The organism is Salinibacillus aidingensis, assembly GCF_055393355.1.
On record NZ_AP043759.1, the window covers coordinates 2,367,588 to 2,387,852 of the forward strand.

19 protein-coding genes, 2 pseudogenes and 1 other annotated feature are annotated in these 20,265 nt (G+C 37.0%); of the genes and pseudogenes, 4 read left to right on the forward strand and 17 right to left on the reverse strand.

Going from position 1 to position 20,265, the window contains the following annotated elements:
* Window positions 1-22: 22 nt before the first annotated feature.
* The 3 genes from ACZ5OK_RS12690 to refZ all read right to left on the reverse strand — a co-directional run bounded on the left by ACZ5OK_RS12690 (window position 23) and on the right by refZ (window position 2,903).
* A complete protein-coding gene (locus ACZ5OK_RS12690) occupies window positions 23-331 on the reverse strand; it encodes a hypothetical protein (RefSeq protein WP_343837575.1) in 309 nt (102 codons plus the stop codon).
* A gap of 5 nt (window positions 332-336) precedes the next feature.
* The gene (gene ezrA, locus ACZ5OK_RS12695; RefSeq protein WP_343837577.1) at window positions 337-2,043 is read right to left on the reverse strand and encodes a septation ring formation regulator EzrA; all 1,707 of its coding nucleotides are present in this window, start codon (window positions 2,041-2,043) and stop codon (window positions 337-339) included.
* A gap of 242 nt (window positions 2,044-2,285) precedes the next feature.
* The gene (refZ, locus tag ACZ5OK_RS12700) at window positions 2,286-2,903 is read right to left on the reverse strand and encodes a forespore capture DNA-binding protein RefZ (RefSeq protein WP_343837579.1); all 618 of its coding nucleotides are present in this window, start codon (window positions 2,901-2,903) and stop codon (window positions 2,286-2,288) included.
* A gap of 119 nt (window positions 2,904-3,022) precedes the next feature.
* Here refZ and ACZ5OK_RS12705 point away from each other — a divergent pair, with 119 nt between their 5' ends.
* Entirely contained in the window at window positions 3,023-3,502 is a 480-nt protein-coding gene (locus ACZ5OK_RS12705; RefSeq protein WP_343837582.1) for a GAF domain-containing protein, read from the forward strand.
* A 33-nt stretch (window positions 3,503-3,535) separates the two neighbouring features.
* Here the strand turns inward: ACZ5OK_RS12705 and ACZ5OK_RS12710 are convergent, their stop codons facing one another.
* Window positions 3,536-5,434 (reverse strand): sensor domain-containing diguanylate cyclase, encoded by a 1,899-nt coding sequence (locus tag ACZ5OK_RS12710; RefSeq protein WP_343837584.1) that lies wholly within the window; start codon window positions 5,432-5,434, stop codon window positions 3,536-3,538.
* 361 nt (window positions 5,435-5,795) lie between these two features.
* Here ACZ5OK_RS12710 and rpsD point away from each other — a divergent pair, with 361 nt between their 5' ends.
* The gene (gene rpsD / locus ACZ5OK_RS12715) at window positions 5,796-6,398 is read left to right on the forward strand and encodes a 30S ribosomal protein S4 (protein ID WP_343837586.1); all 603 of its coding nucleotides are present in this window, start codon (window positions 5,796-5,798) and stop codon (window positions 6,396-6,398) included.
* An 848-nt stretch (window positions 6,399-7,246) separates the two neighbouring features.
* Here rpsD and ACZ5OK_RS12720 read toward each other — a convergent pair.
* Together ACZ5OK_RS12720 and ACZ5OK_RS12725 are read right to left on the reverse strand one after the other, a co-directional pair.
* Complete coding sequence (locus ACZ5OK_RS12720) at window positions 7,247-8,503, reverse strand: cytochrome P450 (protein WP_343837589.1); 1,257 nt, start codon at window positions 8,501-8,503, stop codon at window positions 7,247-7,249.
* 34 nt (window positions 8,504-8,537) lie between these two features.
* Window positions 8,538-9,665 (reverse strand): SDR family oxidoreductase, encoded by a 1,128-nt coding sequence (locus tag ACZ5OK_RS12725; protein ID WP_343837591.1) that lies wholly within the window; start codon window positions 9,663-9,665, stop codon window positions 8,538-8,540.
* A 156-nt stretch (window positions 9,666-9,821) separates the two neighbouring features.
* On the opposite strand from ACZ5OK_RS12725, the gene ACZ5OK_RS12730 reads away from it, so the two are divergent.
* Window positions 9,822-10,334, forward strand: coding sequence for a hypothetical protein (locus tag ACZ5OK_RS12730; protein ID WP_464758196.1), 513 nt, complete (start codon window positions 9,822-9,824; stop codon window positions 10,332-10,334).
* Between the two features lie 81 nt (window positions 10,335-10,415).
* Here ACZ5OK_RS12730 and ACZ5OK_RS12735 read toward each other — a convergent pair whose 3' ends face one another.
* The 5 genes and pseudogenes from ACZ5OK_RS12735 to ACZ5OK_RS12755 form a co-directional block, all read right to left on the reverse strand.
* Window positions 10,416-10,694, reverse strand: coding sequence for a hypothetical protein (locus ACZ5OK_RS12735; protein WP_343837596.1), 279 nt, complete (start codon window positions 10,692-10,694; stop codon window positions 10,416-10,418).
* A 143-nt stretch (window positions 10,695-10,837) separates the two neighbouring features.
* Window positions 10,838-11,919: pseudogene (locus ACZ5OK_RS12740) on the reverse strand (PQQ-dependent sugar dehydrogenase).
* A 404-nt stretch (window positions 11,920-12,323) separates the two neighbouring features.
* Complete coding sequence (locus ACZ5OK_RS12745) at window positions 12,324-12,989, reverse strand: alpha/beta hydrolase (protein ID WP_343837598.1); 666 nt, start codon at window positions 12,987-12,989, stop codon at window positions 12,324-12,326.
* A gap of 44 nt (window positions 12,990-13,033) precedes the next feature.
* Window positions 13,034-13,162: a hypothetical protein gene (locus ACZ5OK_RS12750; protein ID WP_343837601.1), complete on the reverse strand. Its 129-nt coding sequence runs from the start codon at window positions 13,160-13,162 to the stop codon at window positions 13,034-13,036.
* Between the two features lie 243 nt (window positions 13,163-13,405).
* Window positions 13,406-13,528, reverse strand: a pseudogene (locus ACZ5OK_RS12755) (GNAT family N-acetyltransferase); the annotation flags it as partial.
* A gap of 819 nt (window positions 13,529-14,347) precedes the next feature.
* Between ACZ5OK_RS12755 and ACZ5OK_RS12760 the strand changes: the two are divergent.
* Window positions 14,348-14,875 carry a hypothetical protein gene (locus tag ACZ5OK_RS12760; protein WP_343837603.1) on the forward strand — a complete coding sequence of 176 codons (528 nt, stop codon included), beginning with the start codon at window positions 14,348-14,350 and terminating at the stop codon, window positions 14,873-14,875.
* A 274-nt stretch (window positions 14,876-15,149) separates the two neighbouring features.
* Here the strand turns inward: ACZ5OK_RS12760 and ACZ5OK_RS12765 are convergent, their stop codons facing one another.
* The 6 genes from ACZ5OK_RS12765 to tyrS form a co-directional block, all read right to left on the reverse strand.
* On the reverse strand, window positions 15,150-15,692 hold the full coding sequence (locus ACZ5OK_RS12765; protein WP_343837605.1) for a DUF1572 family protein: 543 nt from the start codon (window positions 15,690-15,692) through the stop codon (window positions 15,150-15,152).
* 189 nt (window positions 15,693-15,881) lie between these two features.
* The gene (locus ACZ5OK_RS12770; protein WP_343837609.1) at window positions 15,882-16,340 is read right to left on the reverse strand and encodes a GNAT family N-acetyltransferase; all 459 of its coding nucleotides are present in this window, start codon (window positions 16,338-16,340) and stop codon (window positions 15,882-15,884) included.
* Window positions 16,341-16,743: 403 nt separating this feature from the next.
* Window positions 16,744-16,983, reverse strand: a complete 240-nt coding sequence (locus ACZ5OK_RS12775) for an HNH endonuclease (protein WP_343837611.1) — start codon at window positions 16,981-16,983, stop codon at window positions 16,744-16,746.
* Between the two features lie 667 nt (window positions 16,984-17,650).
* Window positions 17,651-18,271 carry a DUF421 domain-containing protein gene (locus ACZ5OK_RS12780; RefSeq protein ID WP_343837613.1) on the reverse strand — a complete coding sequence of 207 codons (621 nt, stop codon included), beginning with the start codon at window positions 18,269-18,271 and terminating at the stop codon, window positions 17,651-17,653.
* A gap of 131 nt (window positions 18,272-18,402) precedes the next feature.
* Window positions 18,403-18,600, reverse strand: coding sequence for a hypothetical protein (locus ACZ5OK_RS12785; RefSeq protein ID WP_343837616.1), 198 nt, complete (start codon window positions 18,598-18,600; stop codon window positions 18,403-18,405).
* A gap of 20 nt (window positions 18,601-18,620) precedes the next feature.
* The gene (gene tyrS / locus ACZ5OK_RS12790; RefSeq protein ID WP_343837618.1) at window positions 18,621-19,892 is read right to left on the reverse strand and encodes a tyrosine--tRNA ligase; all 1,272 of its coding nucleotides are present in this window, start codon (window positions 19,890-19,892) and stop codon (window positions 18,621-18,623) included.
* Between the two features lie 66 nt (window positions 19,893-19,958).
* Window positions 19,959-20,169, reverse strand: a binding site (T-box leader).
* Window positions 20,170-20,265: the final 96 nt, after the last annotated feature.

The following is a 20,265-nucleotide window of genomic DNA, read 5'->3' on the forward strand; positions in this document are numbered from 1 at the left end:
GATGTTACAAGGTCAGACTCTTTCATTTACGCTCATCTAAAAGACGTAACACCTGATCGATAGAAGCCACCCGGTCTACTGATTGCTCCTCAACCCAAGCATACGTTAATGCAGGGTTATCAGGAGAGGAATCTTCGCTACCCGCAGCAGACGATTTTAAGGTATTTTGAAAACGATCAGTTATGATTTTATGAGATTGATTCATCTTAACTTTTTCATGGAATGAAGCAAAACGATTAGGTTCCTGATCAGGTGCAGCTATAACCATTATGGTAAATATCCATATGCTAACAGCGAAAATGGAAAGGATGATCATAAGAATTCTTTTCATCTTATTCAATTCCTCGCAGCCGTTAATTCCTCGTTCAGGAACCCTTCTAAGCGTTGCAGTGCACCTGGTTCAATTTCCTCAAGTGCTGTTGAGGCTGTTTCCAGAGCCACTTCATAGTCCCAATTGCGGAAGGCAGACTCTGCTTCTGATAATTTAGCGGCCAGCAGCGGATATTGACTTCTGTACCGGTTCGCATATTGAATAACATACTCAGACAACTTCGCCTGCTCAATTAAATATTCTGTCTGTTCCTTTACCATTTCTGTGTCTTTTTCTGCTTTGCCCAATAGATGATTAATCTTTTCCATATTTAAAGGGTGCTGGTTTAACTGTTTTGAAGTTTCATCTATGTTTACAGCCACTTCACTCATTGCTTCGTAAATATATTCAGGGACACCAGGAAGGTTATTTTTCTGCAGATTTCTCCTTATCTGTCCCATTTCTCCCAGAAGCTGATTTATTTGCTTATTCGCCTGAATTTCATCATGCCTTAAGGACTGAATTCTCACAACAAATGACTCATGCTCCTGACGAATGTTTTCCCATTGAGATAACCAGTTTTCCAGATCCCCGCGAATATTTGCATAAGGCTTTTTATCCTTTTCCATTTCGCTTTGAATTTTATCCGCTAAGAGCTTCAGCTGATTCATTTGATTTTCCAATGAAACCAGTGTTTCCTGTTCTTCCTCAGTAAACTCATAATTCTCCTGCAGGGTCTTCACATCCGATTTGGTTTCCTGCAGGTTTTTGTCCATTTGAAAAAGTTCATTTTCCATAACCTTTAATTTCTTCTCCGTAAACTGCTTGGCTAATGCTTCCTGTTCTAATTGATCATATATTTCCTGAATGCGTTCTTCCACTTCAAGAATTTCCTGATCAACACCTTCAAGATTCCCCTGGTTTAATCGATCCAATAATAAAAGAAGACGTTCCTGATAGTCCTGGATTTCTTTTTCAAACCCATAATGCTGCAATTCATGGCCTGAATCCTTCATTTCTTTTAAACCACTCGTTAACTCATCTAACTGCTGGGGAAGCTTAATTTTACAGGCGTGATATAGTGCAGGAAAACTCTGCATTTTATCATTAAGAAGGTTTAGCCGTTCACTCACCTGTTGCACCAGGCTTTGGGCTTCTATGTAATTCCCATCAACCGTTAAATCGTCGAATTGTGAAATTTCCTCTTCAATTTCATCTAATTCCACATCAAATACAATATCAGCCTTACCAAACTGATAACGGTTTTGTAAAAGGTACTTTCTTGTTTCTTTAATACGCGGACGGATTTCCTCTACCTGTTTATGGCTGTCTTCCTTAGAGCTTACTAATTCTTCCACTTCATCAAACATCTGGTCTATTGATTGTTCCGTTTTTTCTAGGGTTTTTTGAGTATGGTCTAAAATACGTTTTGCTTTACGGAACAAATAGCGGTCAGCAGCCTCTTCAGCATCAAACAGATCCTCTTCCAGGTCAGGCATTTTTCTCGTCACGATATAATCCCAGTCATCTCTCCATTTTTCAAATCGAGTCTGGGTTTCTCCTGACAGATTCAGATCTTTAATCTTTGATAATTGTTTAGTCACATCTTTATTTATAACGGCCAATTTCCATTCTTCTAACTCATCAACACGATCATAGACTTTCTTTCGCAGGATGAGACCTATTATAATGAATATGATGATTAAAAGTATGGCTCCAATGATGTATTCCATTAAAAAGCCTCCCATCTCAGGTTCCACTTTCTATATTTACCGTTCCGTTTAAAAATTTTGTGTTGCTACTATAATATCATGTCTTCGCCTGTTTTTGCTAAATTTTTTCAAATTTCTTTGCCATAAAATCCAATTTTGTCATGAATGAACGATTTCCCTTTTTAAGTGTCCGTAAAATGAACTGAGATGGTGTGTAAGCTGCCCGTAACATCGGCCGAATTTTTACGCCGGAAAAAAGACACTTATGTATCTTTTTCAGATACCATAAGTGTCTCCAGCCATTGTTTTATGGATCGTTTATAGGTGTCTATGTATACGTCTGTAGATCGGTTCATCCCTACTACGTTCTTCCATTCGTATGACATATTAAAAGGAATATGCAGCAGACCATACAATTGAAAGAATAACATTTCTTTTTCTATAGTTGAGCGGGAAGATGAGGTGAATAAACGAAGAAAGACTTCCTCAAGTATAAACTTTTCTTTAGCAAGATAGGTAACCAATAACTCTCTTACTAAAATATTATCTTTAGATAGTTCTCTTTGTATAAAACTTGTAAATTGATGATGTTCATACTTGTAATGTATAATAACATCAATTAATTGATTCAGCTGGTCTTCGGGATAATCTGTTGTGTCGAATTCTGCCTGTGTATCTTCCAGCTCCTGCAAATAGGTTTCATAGTAGTCAATGATAAGGTGCTCCAGGAGTCCCTGTTTATTTTTGAAGTAGTAACTGATCATGGAAACATTCACCTTTGCACTGGAGGCAATATCCCGTACAGAGGTACCATGAAACCCTTTTAAATAAAACAAGTGCACAGCGGCATTCGCAACCTTTTCTTTGGTTTTTTGACTCATCCTATTCCCCCCTGTTTTATTTTTTCTTTTTATTGCCGGGGAATTCCTTTTATGAGTTTAAAAGAAATTCCGACAGAATCTCTTATAAGATCACAAATTATTTTGGGGAGGTCATTGTTTTGTTCCAGAAAGAAGCTTATACAGGGCAAGTTGAAAAAGATTATGAGTTAGTCAATAAACAATTGAAAGCCTTAATTGAAGATGAGTCAGATACTATTGCCAATTTAGCCAATGCATCTGCTCTCCTCTTTCAGTTTTTAGATGACGTTAATTGGGCAGGTTTTTACCTTTACAAAAATGGAGAGCTTGTTCTTGGGCCTTTCCAGGGTCTTCCGGCATGTGTAAGAATTGAATATGGCAAAGGAGTATGCGGCACATCACTAAAAGAAAGACAGACCGTTCGAGTGGAAAATGTTAATGAATTCCCCGGACATATTGCCTGTGATTCAGCCAGTCAATCAGAAATTGTCACCCCTATTTATAAGAATGATGAAATTATAGGTGTACTGGATATTGACAGTCCGAATCTGAATCGCTTTGATGAAACAGATCAGAAAGGTTTAGAAGAATTTGCCAGTATTCTTAGCAATCATTTGTAATTAACCCAATATTTGAAGAAAACGAAATCGTTATTAAAGCACGATTTCGTTTTCTTTTACAACTCGATTTTTCCCTTTTTCTTTAGCCAGATACAAAGCCTTATCTGCTCTTAAAAAGAGACTTTTGGTTTCCCCGTGTATTTTATCATCCCAATAAGAAACACCACAGGATATGGTCACTTTTGGATATGTTTTTTCCGACACTGTATGCACCAGCCGTTCAGCCACATGCTGAGCTTCCTTCATGGTTGTATTCGGTAAATAGATTGCCAGTTCTTCCCCACCCCATCTTGCAGCTATGTCATTTGCGCGAATATTTTTCCGGATAATTTCGGCAACCTGACATATAATTTCATCCCCGGTATCATGCCCATATTGATCGTTAATTTGTTTAAAATTATCAATATCCATCAGAATAAACGTTCCGTGCTTTCCTACTTTCAGATGTTTATTCATCATTTTATCCAAATAGTTGCGGGAATACAGTTTTGTTAAATAATCAGTTCGAACTAATTGTTCTAACTCCTCTTTTAACCGGTAATTAATAACCGTTAAAGCTGAATGCTGGACAAGGGATTGAAGCAGCTTATAGGTTTCAAATGAGAAAAAATACTCATTTGGATGCAGTACTGCAACGAATCCAATCACTTTTTCATCATGAATCATCGGCACTGCCATCACGGACTGATAAGGGATATCATGATCTGAATGAGTGCTGTTAAAATCACCAATAAAAATCGTATGGATGTTTTGTTTCACTTTGCTGTTTAAAAAGGAAAGGAACCATTTTCCCTCTTTAGTCGAGAAGAAGGATGTGCTTTCTTTCAGCACTTTATATTCACGGAAATCCTGTTGATTATTTCTCTCATCATAAAGAATAAACCCTACCTCTTCTGCATTAAATTTACTTATCATTAAGTCTTCCAGATAAGTAAATGTTGCGGATAAAGTCCTTTTAGAGTTAAGGGCCTGCGACGATTGGTTAATTAATTGCAAATCTGTAATGTATCTTTGGGATTGCTGATACAGACGTGCATTTTCCAGGGCATTACCGGCAGTTTTGGCAAGGATCGAAATAAATTCAATATCATTCTCGCTGAAGAATAGCGTATTAGGCTTCAGTACCTGTAAGACGCCATATGTTGCCTGCCTGCCAACTAAAGGTGCATATAAAGAAGCAGTATCACCGGAAATATCCTCGAACTGAATTTGCCCGGTAAGAAAGGCTGTTGTTACGGCATCCTTTTCATACCGATCATAGATGAGCTCTTTAATGGGTAAATCCTCAATCTGGAGGTTGTCCTGCATCAAAAGCAAATAAAAATCAAGCTCAGGATAGAGATCCGTTAAGGTCTTAATGACTTCCCGAAGGACGTCTTCTATGTTCATTGTAGAATGAAATTTAGACGTGACCTGATACAGTCGTTCATATTTGACTTCCTCATCAATGGATTGACAATAGCTCATGAGCGTATGGATAACCGGGCCTGTCTGCTCAGCTATTTCTAAGAAAAAGTCTGAGTCAGGAAAAGAATCATCATCGACAATCAATAGGATAAAACCATCATTTTCTTTTTTGATATGTAAAGGTATAATAACAGTCGAAATGGCAGTATCCGAAGACATTAAAATGGAACCCCCGTTCTTTTGGAAATAAACGGGTACAGACTCGGTCATTTTTTTAAACGTTTCGATAGTGAAGACATCCGTGTTAGCTGGAGCATCAGCATTGGATGAAAATAACTGATATTGCTGTGAAGATTCATTCAAGAGATAAATATTGCTTTCATTAACAGCCAAAACGTCTTTTAGCTGCTTAGATATTTCCAACATCATGGATGGAAAAGATCTATTTTGATGATGAATCATTAGATCATAAAATTTTGCTTTAAGAATGTCTCTAAGTTCGTTGACAGATTGGAATCCCGTCATTACTCATCACCTGAACTTTTTATATCATTAGGAAATTTTACCCATTATCATTCTAACATATTCTCATGCTAAAAAATGAAAAAAGTTCATAAATCGGATTAAAAAATAAAAAATCCACAGTAATAACGGAAGGATGATGAATTTACTTGACTTATTTGTAAATAAATTCTATAATACTCTTTGTGTAAAATAAAAGGTAGCTTAGGTGAACCGGCGTTGTTATCATTTTGTTCCTCTTAAACGAAGAGGTGTATCGCGTAACTCTCGGCTGCTGGGGCGAAGGTACATGAAAACAAAATGAGCATCGTTTAGGAACACAGTTTTATTTTATGCAAAATTTTATATCAAAGGAGAATGTCAAGTGGCTAGATACACAGGTCCAACTTGGAAAAAGTCTCGTAGATACGGCATTTCATTGAGCGGTACAGGTAAGGAATTGGAAAAACGTCCTTACGCACCAGGACAGCATGGTCCAAATCAACGTAAGAAGCAATCAGAGTATGGATTGCAAATGCAGGAAAAGCAAAAGCTTCGTTTCCTTTACGGATTGAATGAACGTCAATTCCGCAGCATTTTTGATCAAGCTGGTAAAATGAAAGGTGTTCATGGTGAGAACTTCATGATTCTTCTTGAATCCCGCCTTGACAACCTTGTTTACCGTCTGGGCTTAGCCAGAACTCGTGCTCAAGCTCGTCAATTAGTTAACCATGGTCACATCACTGTAGATGGTGGACGTGTTGATATTCCATCCTACCGTGTTAAACCTGGTCAAGTAATTGGTGTCCGAGAAAAATCCCAAAACTTGGCTATCATCGAAGAAGCTATGGAAGTGAACACATTTGTTCCGGAATACCTTTCCTTTGATGAGAATAAATTTGAAGGAACTTATAATCGTTACCCTGACCGCTCAGAATTGCCATCTGAAATTAACGAGGCTCTTATCGTTGAGTACTACTCTCGTTAATCTATATAGTTTGCAGGTTAACACACAAAAAACCCTTGAAATGTTGTTAAATCAACGTTTTCAGGGGTTTTTTATTTTTGTTTAATTTGCAAAATAATGCAGGACAATGCACTGATTTGGGGCCAACTGGGGCCAACAAAAATTACTAGCATGGGTGAAGGAATGGAAGGAAGAAGGAAAAACAAATACTACTTGAGATTACGGCCATAAAAATATACCACTGCTGGCATTTTTCTTATCGGTGATTGCCACTTGTTACGGCCTAATAAAGTAAGGGGAGATTAGACTTTTAATCCTTCCGTTATTTTAAATAATACCCTATTGGTAAATGCGGTTCGATTTTCAACAATCGTTACCCGTAACTTGAACAAACTCTAAGTGTTCTTTTTAAAGATACGCTTTAAATCAAAGAAAGTAATCGTTCCACAAATTATCACACTTACTATTAATAACGTTGCCATAAACCAATATTCTCCAAAAGTGGCAACAACACTACATAAGCAACCTATTGCTACAGCTAATGACGCATACTTTACTCTCCATTTTCAAGCTTAGATAGCTTTTTTCTATCCTCCCCTTTTAGGCAAAAGAAACAAGCGTTCCTACTTGTTTCAGAAACGCTCATCTTTACTTTAAGTACATTTTTTCACATAGTTATATACAAATAGATGTCGTTAATTACGTAGTATCCTTGAACTGCGCAGCAAATGACTTTGTATTATTACACTCCGTTTGTAATAAGAATTATCGAATATTACTTGTTGTAAATAACATACCAGTTACAGGATCTAAATAAATTAAGTCAACAGATTCACTTTTAATGTGCTGCAAGAACCGTCCACATGTGCCTATCTCCGTCTGATATTGCTCATTTCAAATCCACTTTTGGGTAGGGTTGGCATTTCATCTAAGCTATAGTTTAAGTCTTGGTTCGGGATGTCGTAATTAATTCTTTTAACTATAAACTCTAACGTTGCTTTCATTACCTCGAGCGTAACACCTTCTCCAGGACAACGATGCCCTTTAGCAGGGTCACCCCCACCCTGTGGAATAAAATTATAAAGACTGCCATTCCAATCTTTGAACCGACTTGGTTTAAACTCGTTAGGTTTTTCCCATAACCTTGGATCATGGTTTGTTCCATACATATCTAAAAATACAACTGTTCCTTTTTTAAATTGAAAGTTTTTCCAAGTAAAATCATTTCGGACCTTAGCACCTACAAATGGGCCAAAAGGATAAAAACGTCGAACTTCGTGAATAAAACTTTCCATGTCGTCACTGGTACTAGTCTCAAGCTTTTCTTTTTCATCTCTATATTGATAAAGAGCTAAGGCAGCGAATGTAATAAACGTTGCATTCGCCACAATTGGTCGTAACACGTTAATGAGTTCTACTGCTGCCATTTGGGTATCCAATTGTGTTCCATCGGGTTGTTTAAAAAATGCCATTTCATAAAGGGCTGTCCCTTTTTCCGATTGTAATTTTCCAGTTCGGACGTTATCGATGACTCCTCTAATCCATACCTCTGCTCGATTACGTGCTCTTCTACCTTGCCAATGTTCTGGCCCAACTTTTCCAAAGGCATAAATCATCGAAATAAAGTCATTGGCACGGTCCGTTATTTCTGACTCAGCTAGAGGAACCCCAGCCCACTGGCATACGACATTAGTTAGGATATTCTTCGCTTCCTCAAAAAGTACAATCCTTTCCGCATTCTCCCATCGTTCTAAGGCAGATTCCCAATGCTCACGAGTAAGCTTAGCAAGCTGTTGTTGGTTAGGCGGAGTTAATAAGGACATAAAAAGTAATTTCCGATGTAGATGCGCTTCCCCATCCATCGTTTGAATACCATTTTTTCCAAACAACGTTTCCTGTACGCGTTTTGGAGCCGCTCCTTTTCGTTGGAACTTTTCTGGATCATAAAACACTTCTGCAGCTTCTTCCCCTCTCATACAAATAGCATTTTTGCCTAGTACACGAGCTTCAAAAATATCTGATTCATATCGTTTTACTCGATTCTCGATAAATAGATAGCCTTCTCTTAATAACGCTAGACTGTTATCTAAACTGTCATCATGCGGAAGCGATTGATTCGTTACCATATTTTCGTTCTCTCCTTCGTGTTATCGTAATGATTCATGATCTTCGCTTAGTTGCTGCTAATGCTAATGCCCCTAATCCAATAACTGCCATGGTAGAAAGGATCGGATGTTTACTAGCTTTCACATAAAGACTCTCTGAACGAATCCAGCCGGTATTCGTTCCCCGTTCATGTAATCCGTAACCAGCTTGATATATGGCACTATTTCTATTCAAAGCTGGTCTGTTTGCGTACTGAGTAGGTGGCATCAAAAATTCAATGAGTCGATCAGTGAGTCTTGGAAGAAGTGTGCCCATCAGTTCTAGAAGTTTAGCTTGCGAGCCTACGTATATATCTCTTTTTGGGTGTTCCGCAGCGAATAGAATTGCTTCTGCAACAGCTTCTGGTGGATAAATCATCCCATTATGTACCGGGTGCTCGTTTAAATAACTGGTGGCATGCTCATTATACGGTGTATCGATTCTTCCAGGATGGATCAACGTAACGGAGACAGGGACATTTTCTTTTTCTAATTCCATTCTTAGACTTTCTGTCCATCCATGCACAGCAAATTTAGTAGGGGCATATGTGGATTGAATGATTGTCCCTCGATCGCCGAAAAGACTACCAACATTGATTAAAGCACCTGTGACTCCTCTTTCTTTAAAGTGATTCACAGCAACTCTACTCCCATAAACGACACCCCAATAGTTGGTATCGAGCATCCGCTTCATGTCTTCAATTGTTACATCCATCGCATAGCCATAGATCGTAACACCAGCATTATTCACCCATGTGTCAAAACGTCCGAATTGTTCAATTGCCTTTTGGGCAATTTTTTGGACATCCTCTTCACGTCCCACGTCCGCTTTTACATAAGTCGCTGGATACCCTTTTTCTCTCAGTTCTTCTGTGACTTTTTTTAATGCCTCTTCATTTCTAGCAGCCAATACGACCTTAGCTCCTTTAGAAGCCGCCATTCTTGCAGTGACCAGCCCAACGCCACTAGATGCCCCCGTAACAACAATAACTTGGTCTTTTAATTGCTTTAAGGGCGAGTTACTTCTTTTCTGAATTGTTGTTGTTTGATAATTCCATTGCTTGTTCTTTAGTTCTGCCATTCCTTTTAAATCTATCACCTTGTCATAATATTCATTTTTTTCATCCATCATCTCAATTCCCAAGGATGTACCCCCTTTTTCTCAAAATCTTAACCTCAGTATTTGTAATCAATTAAGAAAAATACATGGTTCACATACTAAATTTTAGTTAATTTCCATCGGTTTATTTTTTTAAAGGTAGGGGAAGTTATGGACTTTCTAAAATGTCATGAAAATGAAATGTCACGTAATAAAGAAAAAGGAAGTGGGATTAAATTTGAGCTTTCTCCAGCGATATATCATCGATTAATTCGACCTAAATGGATTAATCATATGTATATTCATAATAGAATTCAAAAGCATCTAAAACTACACGACAAAAATGTACTTGATTTTGGAGCAGGAACAGGTGCGAACTGTAATCTTTGTAAACCTGGCAAATATGTAGAAATTGATCCGGGTGGGAGAATAATAGCAATTGAGCCTTGCTTCTCTAAGAAAAGTAAAATTAGCAACAAGGTATCATGGATAAAAGTGATAATGGATTTTTTTATCAAAAACGAAGAAGGGTACTTTGACTACTTTAAAAGAGAAGGATTCCAATGCGAAACGATTCAAATGTTCAGAAAATTATTTCTCTATAATGAACTTTTCTTTACCGCTTATTATCCGAAGTTCATAACAATTATCTCCACCTTAGTTTTGATTTGTAAACTAAGGATTACCTATTCAAACACCAAAGATACCAACTAATTATGGGTGGTTTCTTTATTTCTATACTTTTAGCCTTTGAATAAGAAAAAGACGATTACTTTTGGGGTAATCGTCTCTAAGTTAGCCAGTATCGTTGTACTGCGCAGATTCCTCACTATTTATATAGATGTCTTCATGAATACTTCCTCGATCATATGTTGCAAACACAATTCCTTCTTCAAGGTTTTCTGGGAATTCAACAAGATGAGCTCCAGAGCCAATCTCAGCGAATTCTTGGTTTTGTTCAGACGTTTCTTCTTGCATCTGTTGTGAAGTTTCCATAGTTTCATTATCATTGTTGTTGCAAGCAGTAAGGGTAAGGGCTAGCAGTAACCCAAGAGTCATAATGAATCGTTTCATTTGGTTCTCCTCCTAATTTCATCTTATTATCTTGGTTCTTTCTTTTATTAGACCTTCTAGGCAAGTAGCCGTTCTGTTTTCATGTAAGTTTCTTACCGTTTACTAATGTTTCAATATGGTAATAACAATTCGTTCTCCCATAGCTAGTCTAGTTCAGAAAGCGAAATTCTGTATAACCTGTCATCATTCTCCTGTGGATTACCTCGCCCATCTCTATTATTACTAATGAAATAAAGATAGTTATCCTCAATGTGTACATCTCGAATTCTTCCAAGTCCGGTTATCACTTCACGGTATTCACCTGTTTCAAGTTCAAATTCTAAAACAGCAGATCCCCTTAAAGCGGCAGCATACAATTTGCCATTATAATAATCGATTCCGGACGGTGCCCAGGTTGATGCATCTCCAGAAGTGAATAGAGGTGAAACCATACCATCTTGTTCTTCATAGCCTTCAATAACTGGCCAGCCGTAATTTTGACCGGCTTCAATCCTATTTACTTCATCATTTGCATCGTTCCCGTGCTCACTAGCGTATAGCGTTCCGTCGGGTAACCAAGTAATCCCTTGAGGATTTCGGTGACCATAACTATAGACGTATGAATTCGGAAACGGGTTATCACTCGGAACCGTTCCATCTAAATTCATTCTTAGTATTTTTCCAGCTAATGTATTAGGTTCTTGAGAAATACTGCTTTCATATGCATCCCCGGTTGTCACATAAAGTTTTTCGTCAGGTCCAACTTTAAGTCTTCCACCATTATGCCAGGAGTTACCTGGAATCTTATCGAGAAGCAAGCTCTCCTCTCTCCAAACGTTACCCTCTAAACGAAGTGTTATGACACGGTTAAACTGTCCGGTGTTGTCCTCGTATGTATAATACCCATATGCAAGATTTGATTCTTGGAAATAAGGCGCGAGTACAAAACCCAATACCCCATCCTCTGAAGTCGTCGAAACTTCCTTTTCTAGTTCTACGCTTTGCCTCTCTACTTCTCCATTTTCTATCTTGACATGGTTCCGGGGCGTTCAGTCAGGTAGAATGTGTTGTTAAGTTTTTCAATCGACCAGGGAACATTAAGATCCTCAGCTATCACTTCTAATTCTTCATTCCCTTGTTCATTTCGACTATTTTCTTCATTATTGATTGAATCTTGTTGATTACTTGAAGAACAGCCAGCTAATATGAAACTAACTGCTAAATATATACCCAGAATTTCTCTCACTACTATTCACCTCTAATATTCAGATATTTTAAAGAAATTCACACTTCTAAAAATAACCTTTTCTATAATAAACTTACTAATTATAGTTAACTATAAGTCAAGAAGATTAATCATTTTCTCATATACCTAAAGTTATAAAACCAGGATTTGTCGCTAAGTCCTTACGGCGAAAGCCTAGTATTATGGACTTATAAACTCTTATAGTATAAAAAAGGGTGTCTTAAAAGCAAGCTTTTTAAGACACCTTTAATTCAAATTAAGGTTATATCATTTACCAGTTATTCCACAAAATCAAAACTTATCTTGTTCTCTAAGATTTACATAGTTCTTTTAATTCATGTTATCTTATAAGTATTGCCTTTTCACTGTCCATCAACTCTTTAACATCAATTAAGTTATTCATTTTACATTTTTTCCGTGAAAAATGATTCGAGCTTATCAAAAGGAATTTTATCCACCTGATCATACAAGTCAACATGATTTACATCTGGAACGACATAGATCTCTTTCGGTTCTGCCGCATTATCGTAGGCAGTTTCACTGAAATGTGTAGAATGTGCATTCTCACCCACGATAAACAAAATCGGACGTGGAGCGATTTCATTGATATGTGCCAAAGAAGGAAAATTCATCAGAGACAGCATAGATGTACTTGTCACATTGCCAAATGCATTAGGATGCCAGCCTCGGTCCATTCCATAAAAGGTAAAAAATTCCTCAGAAACCGGATCAAGTCCTTCTGGAATTTGATCTACAGGCTTTTCTGGAAAAGTAGGCTGAAATGCCGGCTTTCCATTTTCAAAGTCCGTCCATCTCTGCTGGCTCAGTTGATCCAACATCTCAAAACGAGCCTCACCTGTCATATCATTCCCCATACTACTAATATCGTACATTACACTTGTAGCAATTGCCTTAATTCGTGAATCCATAGCCGCTGCAGAAAGGGCAAAACCACCACTGCCACAGATACCGACTGCACCAATTCGTTCTTTGTCAACATATGCTTGCGATCCAAGAAAGTCCACTCCGGCACTGAAGTCCTCCGCATAAATATCTGTAGAACCGACCATACGCGGCTCCCCACCGCTATATCCATGATAAGAAGGATCAAAAGCTAGCCGATAAATCCACGCTGTGCCAACTGATTCGCATAAACGCCGGGGCTCTGTTCCTTGACGCCTCCAAATGGAGGACCAATCACTAATGCAGGATACTTTTGTGTAAGATCGGCATCATTTGGCATATAGAGGTCACCAGCAATTTCAATACCGAAACGAGCACTCCTTGCAGATCAGCTTTACAATGCGGACAATTTTCTTTACTGCTCTTCATCCATTCATATCCTTTCAGTTATTCCCCATTTTTCTCCACTATAAAGAATAAATCACATATATTACACCTTTGATGAAGATTATCATATTTGTACTGTGTAATTGCTTTTTATAGGAGTTCTTGTTCAACATAAGCCCCTTTTAGCACAATAAGGCTAAACTTTATTTCTTTCAATCCATTCAGTTTCTAAGATACTCATTTCCCATAAATTCCAATACTCATCACCTATTTTTCTTGCGTCTCTAAATAAGCCCTCTTTATCAAATCCTGACTTTTCATTTCTTCAACTCTCGCACCCGTTAACACAATAAACTCTGAGATACACTTTTGTAAAATTAAATATTTCATAATTAGGAATAAGGCAACTAAAAGCTTACACTAGTTCCGAATGAATATGGCCATTTTATCATCTATCAACTTGAGTAATAATCTATTTTGACTATATTAACTTCCAAAATATATCAGGATATTCTAACCATTATTCTCCAAAAATTTATAAAAATCTAATAATATTTAATCTAATTTTATGGACTAATCTCAAAATAATTCTTGTCTTTATTTAAACAAATGCTGAACAGATTATTTTTTTGTATTTCCTTTAAACTGGAGACAAAATATTGGAAAAATTATATAATTTGAATAAGAGATATCTCGAAAGATTTGTCCAAATCTAAATATCTATGGGAAAAGGTTGATTAAAATGTTTTAATAAACTTGTAGCTTTGACCACAACAATTTTAAAGCTCTCAACGTTATTTGTTACCAGTGCATTTGCTGCTGAAGATTGGCAATACACTAACTTTGTATGAAGATGGAACTTCTGTTGGCTCTGATGATCACTCAGCTTCTAGCCAATCTGAACTTGATTTCGGTGTTCGAGAAGAGTTTTATGAAGCTAATCTTTTTCACACACTTTGATATCGGGCTATGTATCATACGAGGATGGTAGTGATTCTGAAAGTCCAATAGCTGAAACTGGTGAATTGGTTATTTACTCATATTAAAATCTCTAATATCTGCCGTTTACAATTCTAAGATGCCCTGTATTTTGGGGCATTTATCATACATAATCATACAAAAGTAAGGATGATTTTGAATGAAAAAAAATATTATTGTTTTATTAGTGGTAATTGCTTTTGGTTTAACTGTCTATATTACTACAAACAACATGAATGAAAGCGAATCAGCACAGAACGAGAAAAAAGTGTCTGTGGAAGATCATTTAGAGGACCTCAAAGATTATAAAAAAAATGTTTTACAATCTACTGTACGAAAAGAATTTGAATCCTTATTTAATGTAGACATGAAAGATTTTAAATATAGCGATATAGGAAATACATTTCCTAGTGAATTTGTCGCGGAAGCTGTTTCTTTATCTAGTGATGTTGGTGACTATTATCCGTTAGGGTTTACAAAAGAGGATAAAGGATACATATTACTTTTGGAGCATGATGGAACTTATCGGATATGGACTTTACATAAACAAAATGAAGAGTGGGTATTGAAGAATAAAGAAGAAAAACAAGGGACTTATATAGATAATAAAGAAATAATGGATAAAGCCGAGCAAGAATTTCTAGAAAAACATCCAGAAGTATCACCCTCAGATCTATTTATTAGTTAATACAGGGGAATGCTCACTAACTATTTAGTTATGAACATTCTTAACAGCGAAGAGTTGGGGTTGATTTTAACTGAATGTAAATCATCAAAACTATATATTAGGGCAGCCTTTACATCCCTTCCGGATGGTCTGATGTATATTGAAGAAGGTGCTCGCTCTTTAAGGGGGAGTGAATAAAGAGATGCTCCCAAATAGTTTAAGTGCAATATTGACAAGCTTGCCATTTGATGTTGAATAGATAACCTCTATCAATCCACCTAAAATTTCCAATAAATTATTCCATATCTTTTTGGGCTGATACCTTCCGATTAAATTCTCTCGAACCGTTCTTAGGGATACTTAAAACAGTCCAATCTTTGTCCTTTATTTGTTTTCCAATATAAATAATTTGCCCTAAGTGATAGCTTATATGGGCTACTTCAGTCTGAATTGCCTGAAGTACACTTAATGGCTGCTGTCTCAGAAAAACAGTTTTATTTAAATCCTCTTGATTAAGGTTTTCAATTGTATTAAAAAGTAGATTCCAGCCTTCTTCCCAAATTTGCATTAGGTGTTCTTTTGATTCATTATGATCAACGAATTCCAAGTCTCTATTTCTATAAGACTTTTCTCCATCACTAGTTAGAAAATCTACCCAGCGTGAATTCATATTCCCACTTATATGCTTGATTATAATTGCAACGCTATTGGACTCTTCACTTGGCTTCCAGTGTATTTCGTCATCTGTCAATTGCTGTATGCCCTTTTCTGCACGTTCTTTAAAGTGTTTAAATTGCCCTGTTGCTAATGTAAGGTACTCCTTTTCAAAGTTCCTCAAAAATATTCCTCCTTACTAATTCAATATCGATCTGTATTTGAGTGGTAGTCCATCTTGCCGGACATGATTTTAGCTACCGTTTCTTGTTCAAAGCCATTATTCAACAAACTACCAACGTTCCACAGAAGCGCTGTTCTTCTTGAATAATTACAACCTCCCTAATTGAATAAAACTAAAGATAATGTACCTTTAAAATGTTTTCTTAAAATAAGTTGCGGATTCACTATAACCTATCGACCTATAAAACTTATCTGCTCTTCTTGTAGCAAGTGCAACCAATTTAGAAACACGTTCTTTAGATAGCTTCTCTACTTCTTCCATTAAATGCTTTCCGATATGCATTCTTCTATATTGTTCTAACACAAAAAGTTCTTCAACCCAGCTGATTAGTCCGTTTGCATAAAAAGCTGAATGGTGAAAGACCAATACATAACCAATAAGCTTTTGTTCCTTTTCAGCAACAATTAAATCAACATTTTCATCATCTAAAAGTGATTTGAAAACATCTAAAAAATCAAATTCATTTACATCAAAACTTGTTGCTAAACTCTTCGCTAACACATATAAATATTCCTTGTCATTAGTATTTGCCTTTCTGTAAACAATGTCCTTAATTGTTTCTACATTAATATGTTCTTGTCGCCTCACATAACTCACCTCATTTATTTATTCATCTATTTATTTATTCAATCTAATAGACACTTAACCCTTTTAAAATTACGACTTCACTTGGTAAATATGAAAAAGACTGTCAATACAAAAAAGAGATATGCAAGTTTACAAATGACGTAGCATACCTCTTTTTATAATTGCACTCTAAAATTGTATGACCTAATTGAGCATCAAGATCATTTATTCCAAACCACACCTAACAAAACCTTGCCGAACAGTACTATACCCCACTAGACCGTTCTGAACCTGACCGTATTCAGGTTTAACCTGCATGAACCCGTTTCTCATCAGTGATCAAGGAGGTACATATTCCTTGATTAGACTAGGGGAATCCTAGTTTCGAATTTTATACCCTTTCGTCCTCCCAAGTCATTTCTCTCTAATTAGGTGGAATGATTCCTACTTCAATCGCCCTTGCTGTTAGACCACGATGTAAATAGCAACTTCTTAATGCATGACAACTCTTGCATAGTGTTCTTAGTTCAGAAATCTTATTTGAACCCATAATGCCTGCATTCTTATGATCTATATGGCAATCAGTTAAAGCAACCTTTTCCTGACATTTAACACATCTTCTCTTATCCCTTTTCCATATAATAGGGCGAATTTTTTCACCCAAACATTATAAGGTTGACGACTTTTAGGCACTATTGTCGTTCCTTCCTCTCTGAACTTTAAAGGAACTAATTTTAAAACGTCCAAAGCCATTTGGTCTATTATCTCCAATACCAGCGAACAAACCTGCGTTATGACAGATACTTTCCATAAAATTTTGTTTATTAGTGAACCTTCCCAAACAATCGAAAAAATTTCCATTCACTGGAAGTAGCTAGTCTATACCGAATATGTGTTGCCGGGGTTTTCAGACATTTTTACACTCCTTATATTCCATCAACTTTATTAGCAAGGGTCAAGGGATTACATTCTATCACAGATAACACAACAAAATTGTGAAGCCATTCAAGTACCTAATGAATTATTAGGAAACATATTGTTCCAATTATTTATTAAAAAAAAAGGAAAAAGATGATTGGTATCAAACAAAATCAGGAAGTAATCATTAAACCGAAAAATACAATTATTGAAGAGAATGACCAGATTGTTGTACTCACTTCTTCAAGCAATTAGCGAGTCTATTTAACCTAATAACTAACTAAAAGGTATACAATTCTTATTTGAGTTGTACACCTTTCCGCTCTTCTCCATTCACCGTTTGATGTTAAAATAATGTCGAATGAATTTTTAGTTGGTTTAGCATCATTTCATGGATTTTTTAGACCACAGCCTTATGTATAAACATTTAATATTAAATCCTTGTCGCGAATGGTAGCTAAAAAGATGTCATTGAGGCGACGATAGCCCTTATGATTCAATTCACGTTTTAACCATTGTTCATCTATATTAGCAAGATGTAAATGCTGATGTTGAATTTCCCCCTCAATGATCACAGGGACAGCGAGTCCTTTATGATTATTTTGCTTCGATAGGATACTGATTTCCCCATTCGGTTCTAAGATAGCATAATCAATTTCACTGATATCAAAATAGCCAGCCGTACGAATCGCTGACAGTAATTCTGTCAGGGAATAACGACTCCGCTTTAAATTTTCGACTAATATATCCCCTTTCTGAATGATGAATGTAGGTTGTCCAACTAATAGCTTATTTAATTTGTTCCAAAGGGTTAGTTTGGCAATGAGTAAGTAAACGGCAACAATCATAATTCCTGCAATAAGTCCCTCGAATATCCCGTCTATTTTAATTGCACCAAATAGTATATAGGCTAAAAAGAATATGGCTCCAAAATCATGAGGGGTCAATTGAGCTAAAGCAGTCTTACCCAGAAATCGTATCGCACCTATATATAGAAGAAAGAGAAAGACTACCTTACCAATAAAGATAAGCATCAAACCACCTTCCTGATTTTCTACATTACAAAAAAACACATATTTTTAGATTTACACGCCCTGCCCATTTTTATAATCTAATAAAAAGAACAGAAGTCTTAATAAAGACTCCTGCTCTAAACGATACCTATCTAAAATCCATTATAAAAGTTTGAACCTGGTTGCATTTGATTCATTGGGTTCATTTGTTCCATCAGGTTTCCGATACTGTCACCAATAATCATCAAAATAATGACTATGGCGATATTTGTAAGAATAATACCATAAACAACATCAAGTCCAGATTCGCCTGTTTGCTGTGATTTAATGGAGAACAGCGCTGCAATCATGGAAATACTTAAGCTTTATATTAAGAACTGTGACGGATAAGGTAGTATTTTTTCTTTCCTCTTCTAATAATGGTAAATTTACCGTCAATTTTGTCTTCTGAAGTAACCGTATATTTTAGATCCTGCTCCCGTTCTCCATTAATGTAAACAGCTCCATTACTGATATCTTCTCGTGCCTGACGCTTGGATGAGGAGATTTTCGCTTCTACAAGCAGGTCAATTAAACCTTTTTCCTGTTCATCCAACGTAAAGGAAGGTACATCTTTAAAGCCCTGTTCAATTTCTGCTCCATTCAGGGACTTGATATCTCCACTAAAGAGAGCCTGGGAAATTCTCTGAGCCTGAGCAAGTGCTTCCTCGCCATGAATTAAGATGGTCATTTCCTCTGCCAGCCGCTTTTGTGCCACACGTTTTTCCGGCTGTGTTTCCACCTCTTTTTCCAGCTCAGACACTTCATCCTGCTCCATAAATGTAAAGTATTTAATAAACTTAATGACATCCCGATCGTCAGTATTAATCCAGAACTGGTAGAATTCATATGGAGAGGTTTTTTCCGGATCTAACCAAACTGCCCCACCTGCTGTTTTCCCAAATTTAGTTCCGTCAGCCTTTGTTATAAGAGGTACGGTCAGACCAAATGCCCTGGCATCTTCTCCATCCTCTGAGGTTCGACGAATTAACTCCAGACCTGCTGTAATATTGCCCCATTGGTCACTGCCGCCAATTTGCAGTGTGCACCCTTTTTCTTTATATAAAGTTAAAAAGTCAAGGGATTGAAGAATCATATAGCTGAATTCAGTAAACGAAATCCCGTTTTCGATTCTGGATTCAACGGAGTCCTTGGCCAGCATGTAATTAACCCCAAAGTGCTTCCCAATATCACGTAAAAATTCAATGATATTCATGCTGGATAACCAGTCATAGTTATCAGCAGGAATGACATCCGCTTCCTTTTCATTTGTATTTAATACCCGCTTCACCTGCGTTTTAAGTCCTTCACTCCACGCCCTTACTGTATTTTCCTCATTCAACTGTCTTTCCGTATTTCGACCGCTTGGGTCCCCAATCATTCCTGTTCCGCCACCTACAAGTGCAATAGGGCGGTGACCTGCCCTCTGAAACCTTTTCAGCATCAGTAATGGAACGAGGTGTCCGATATGAAGACTGTCAGCTGTTGGGTCAAAGCCGCAGTATAGGGTTACTGTATTCTCCTCCAAATGTTTTTTCAGGGCTTCTTCATCGGTAATTTGGTTTACAAGTCCCCGGTCTTTCAAATCCTGTATGATATCCATACAAATCCTCCTCAAAATTATATTTTAAGTAATGTGTGCACAAAAAAACCCCGTTCCTATCCAATAGACAGGGACGAGGTTTCCCGCGGTACCACCCTAGTTGCAGTACAACAGACTGCCACTTTGCCAAATCATAACGGTTTGGTCTCCGTTTTCTGCTATTAACAGAAAAATGCTCCCAGACGTAATTCGTTAACCTGTCCTGTACTGACTCACACCAGCCGCCAGCTCTCTGCAACAGAAACAGACCACTACTGCATCCTTTCCCAGCATTGATCATTTAGTTGTTGTTAATTATTAATATATAGCACAATAGGAAACATAATGTCAAGTACAGAAAAGCAGCGGAAATGAGCAAAACTTTACCGAACAG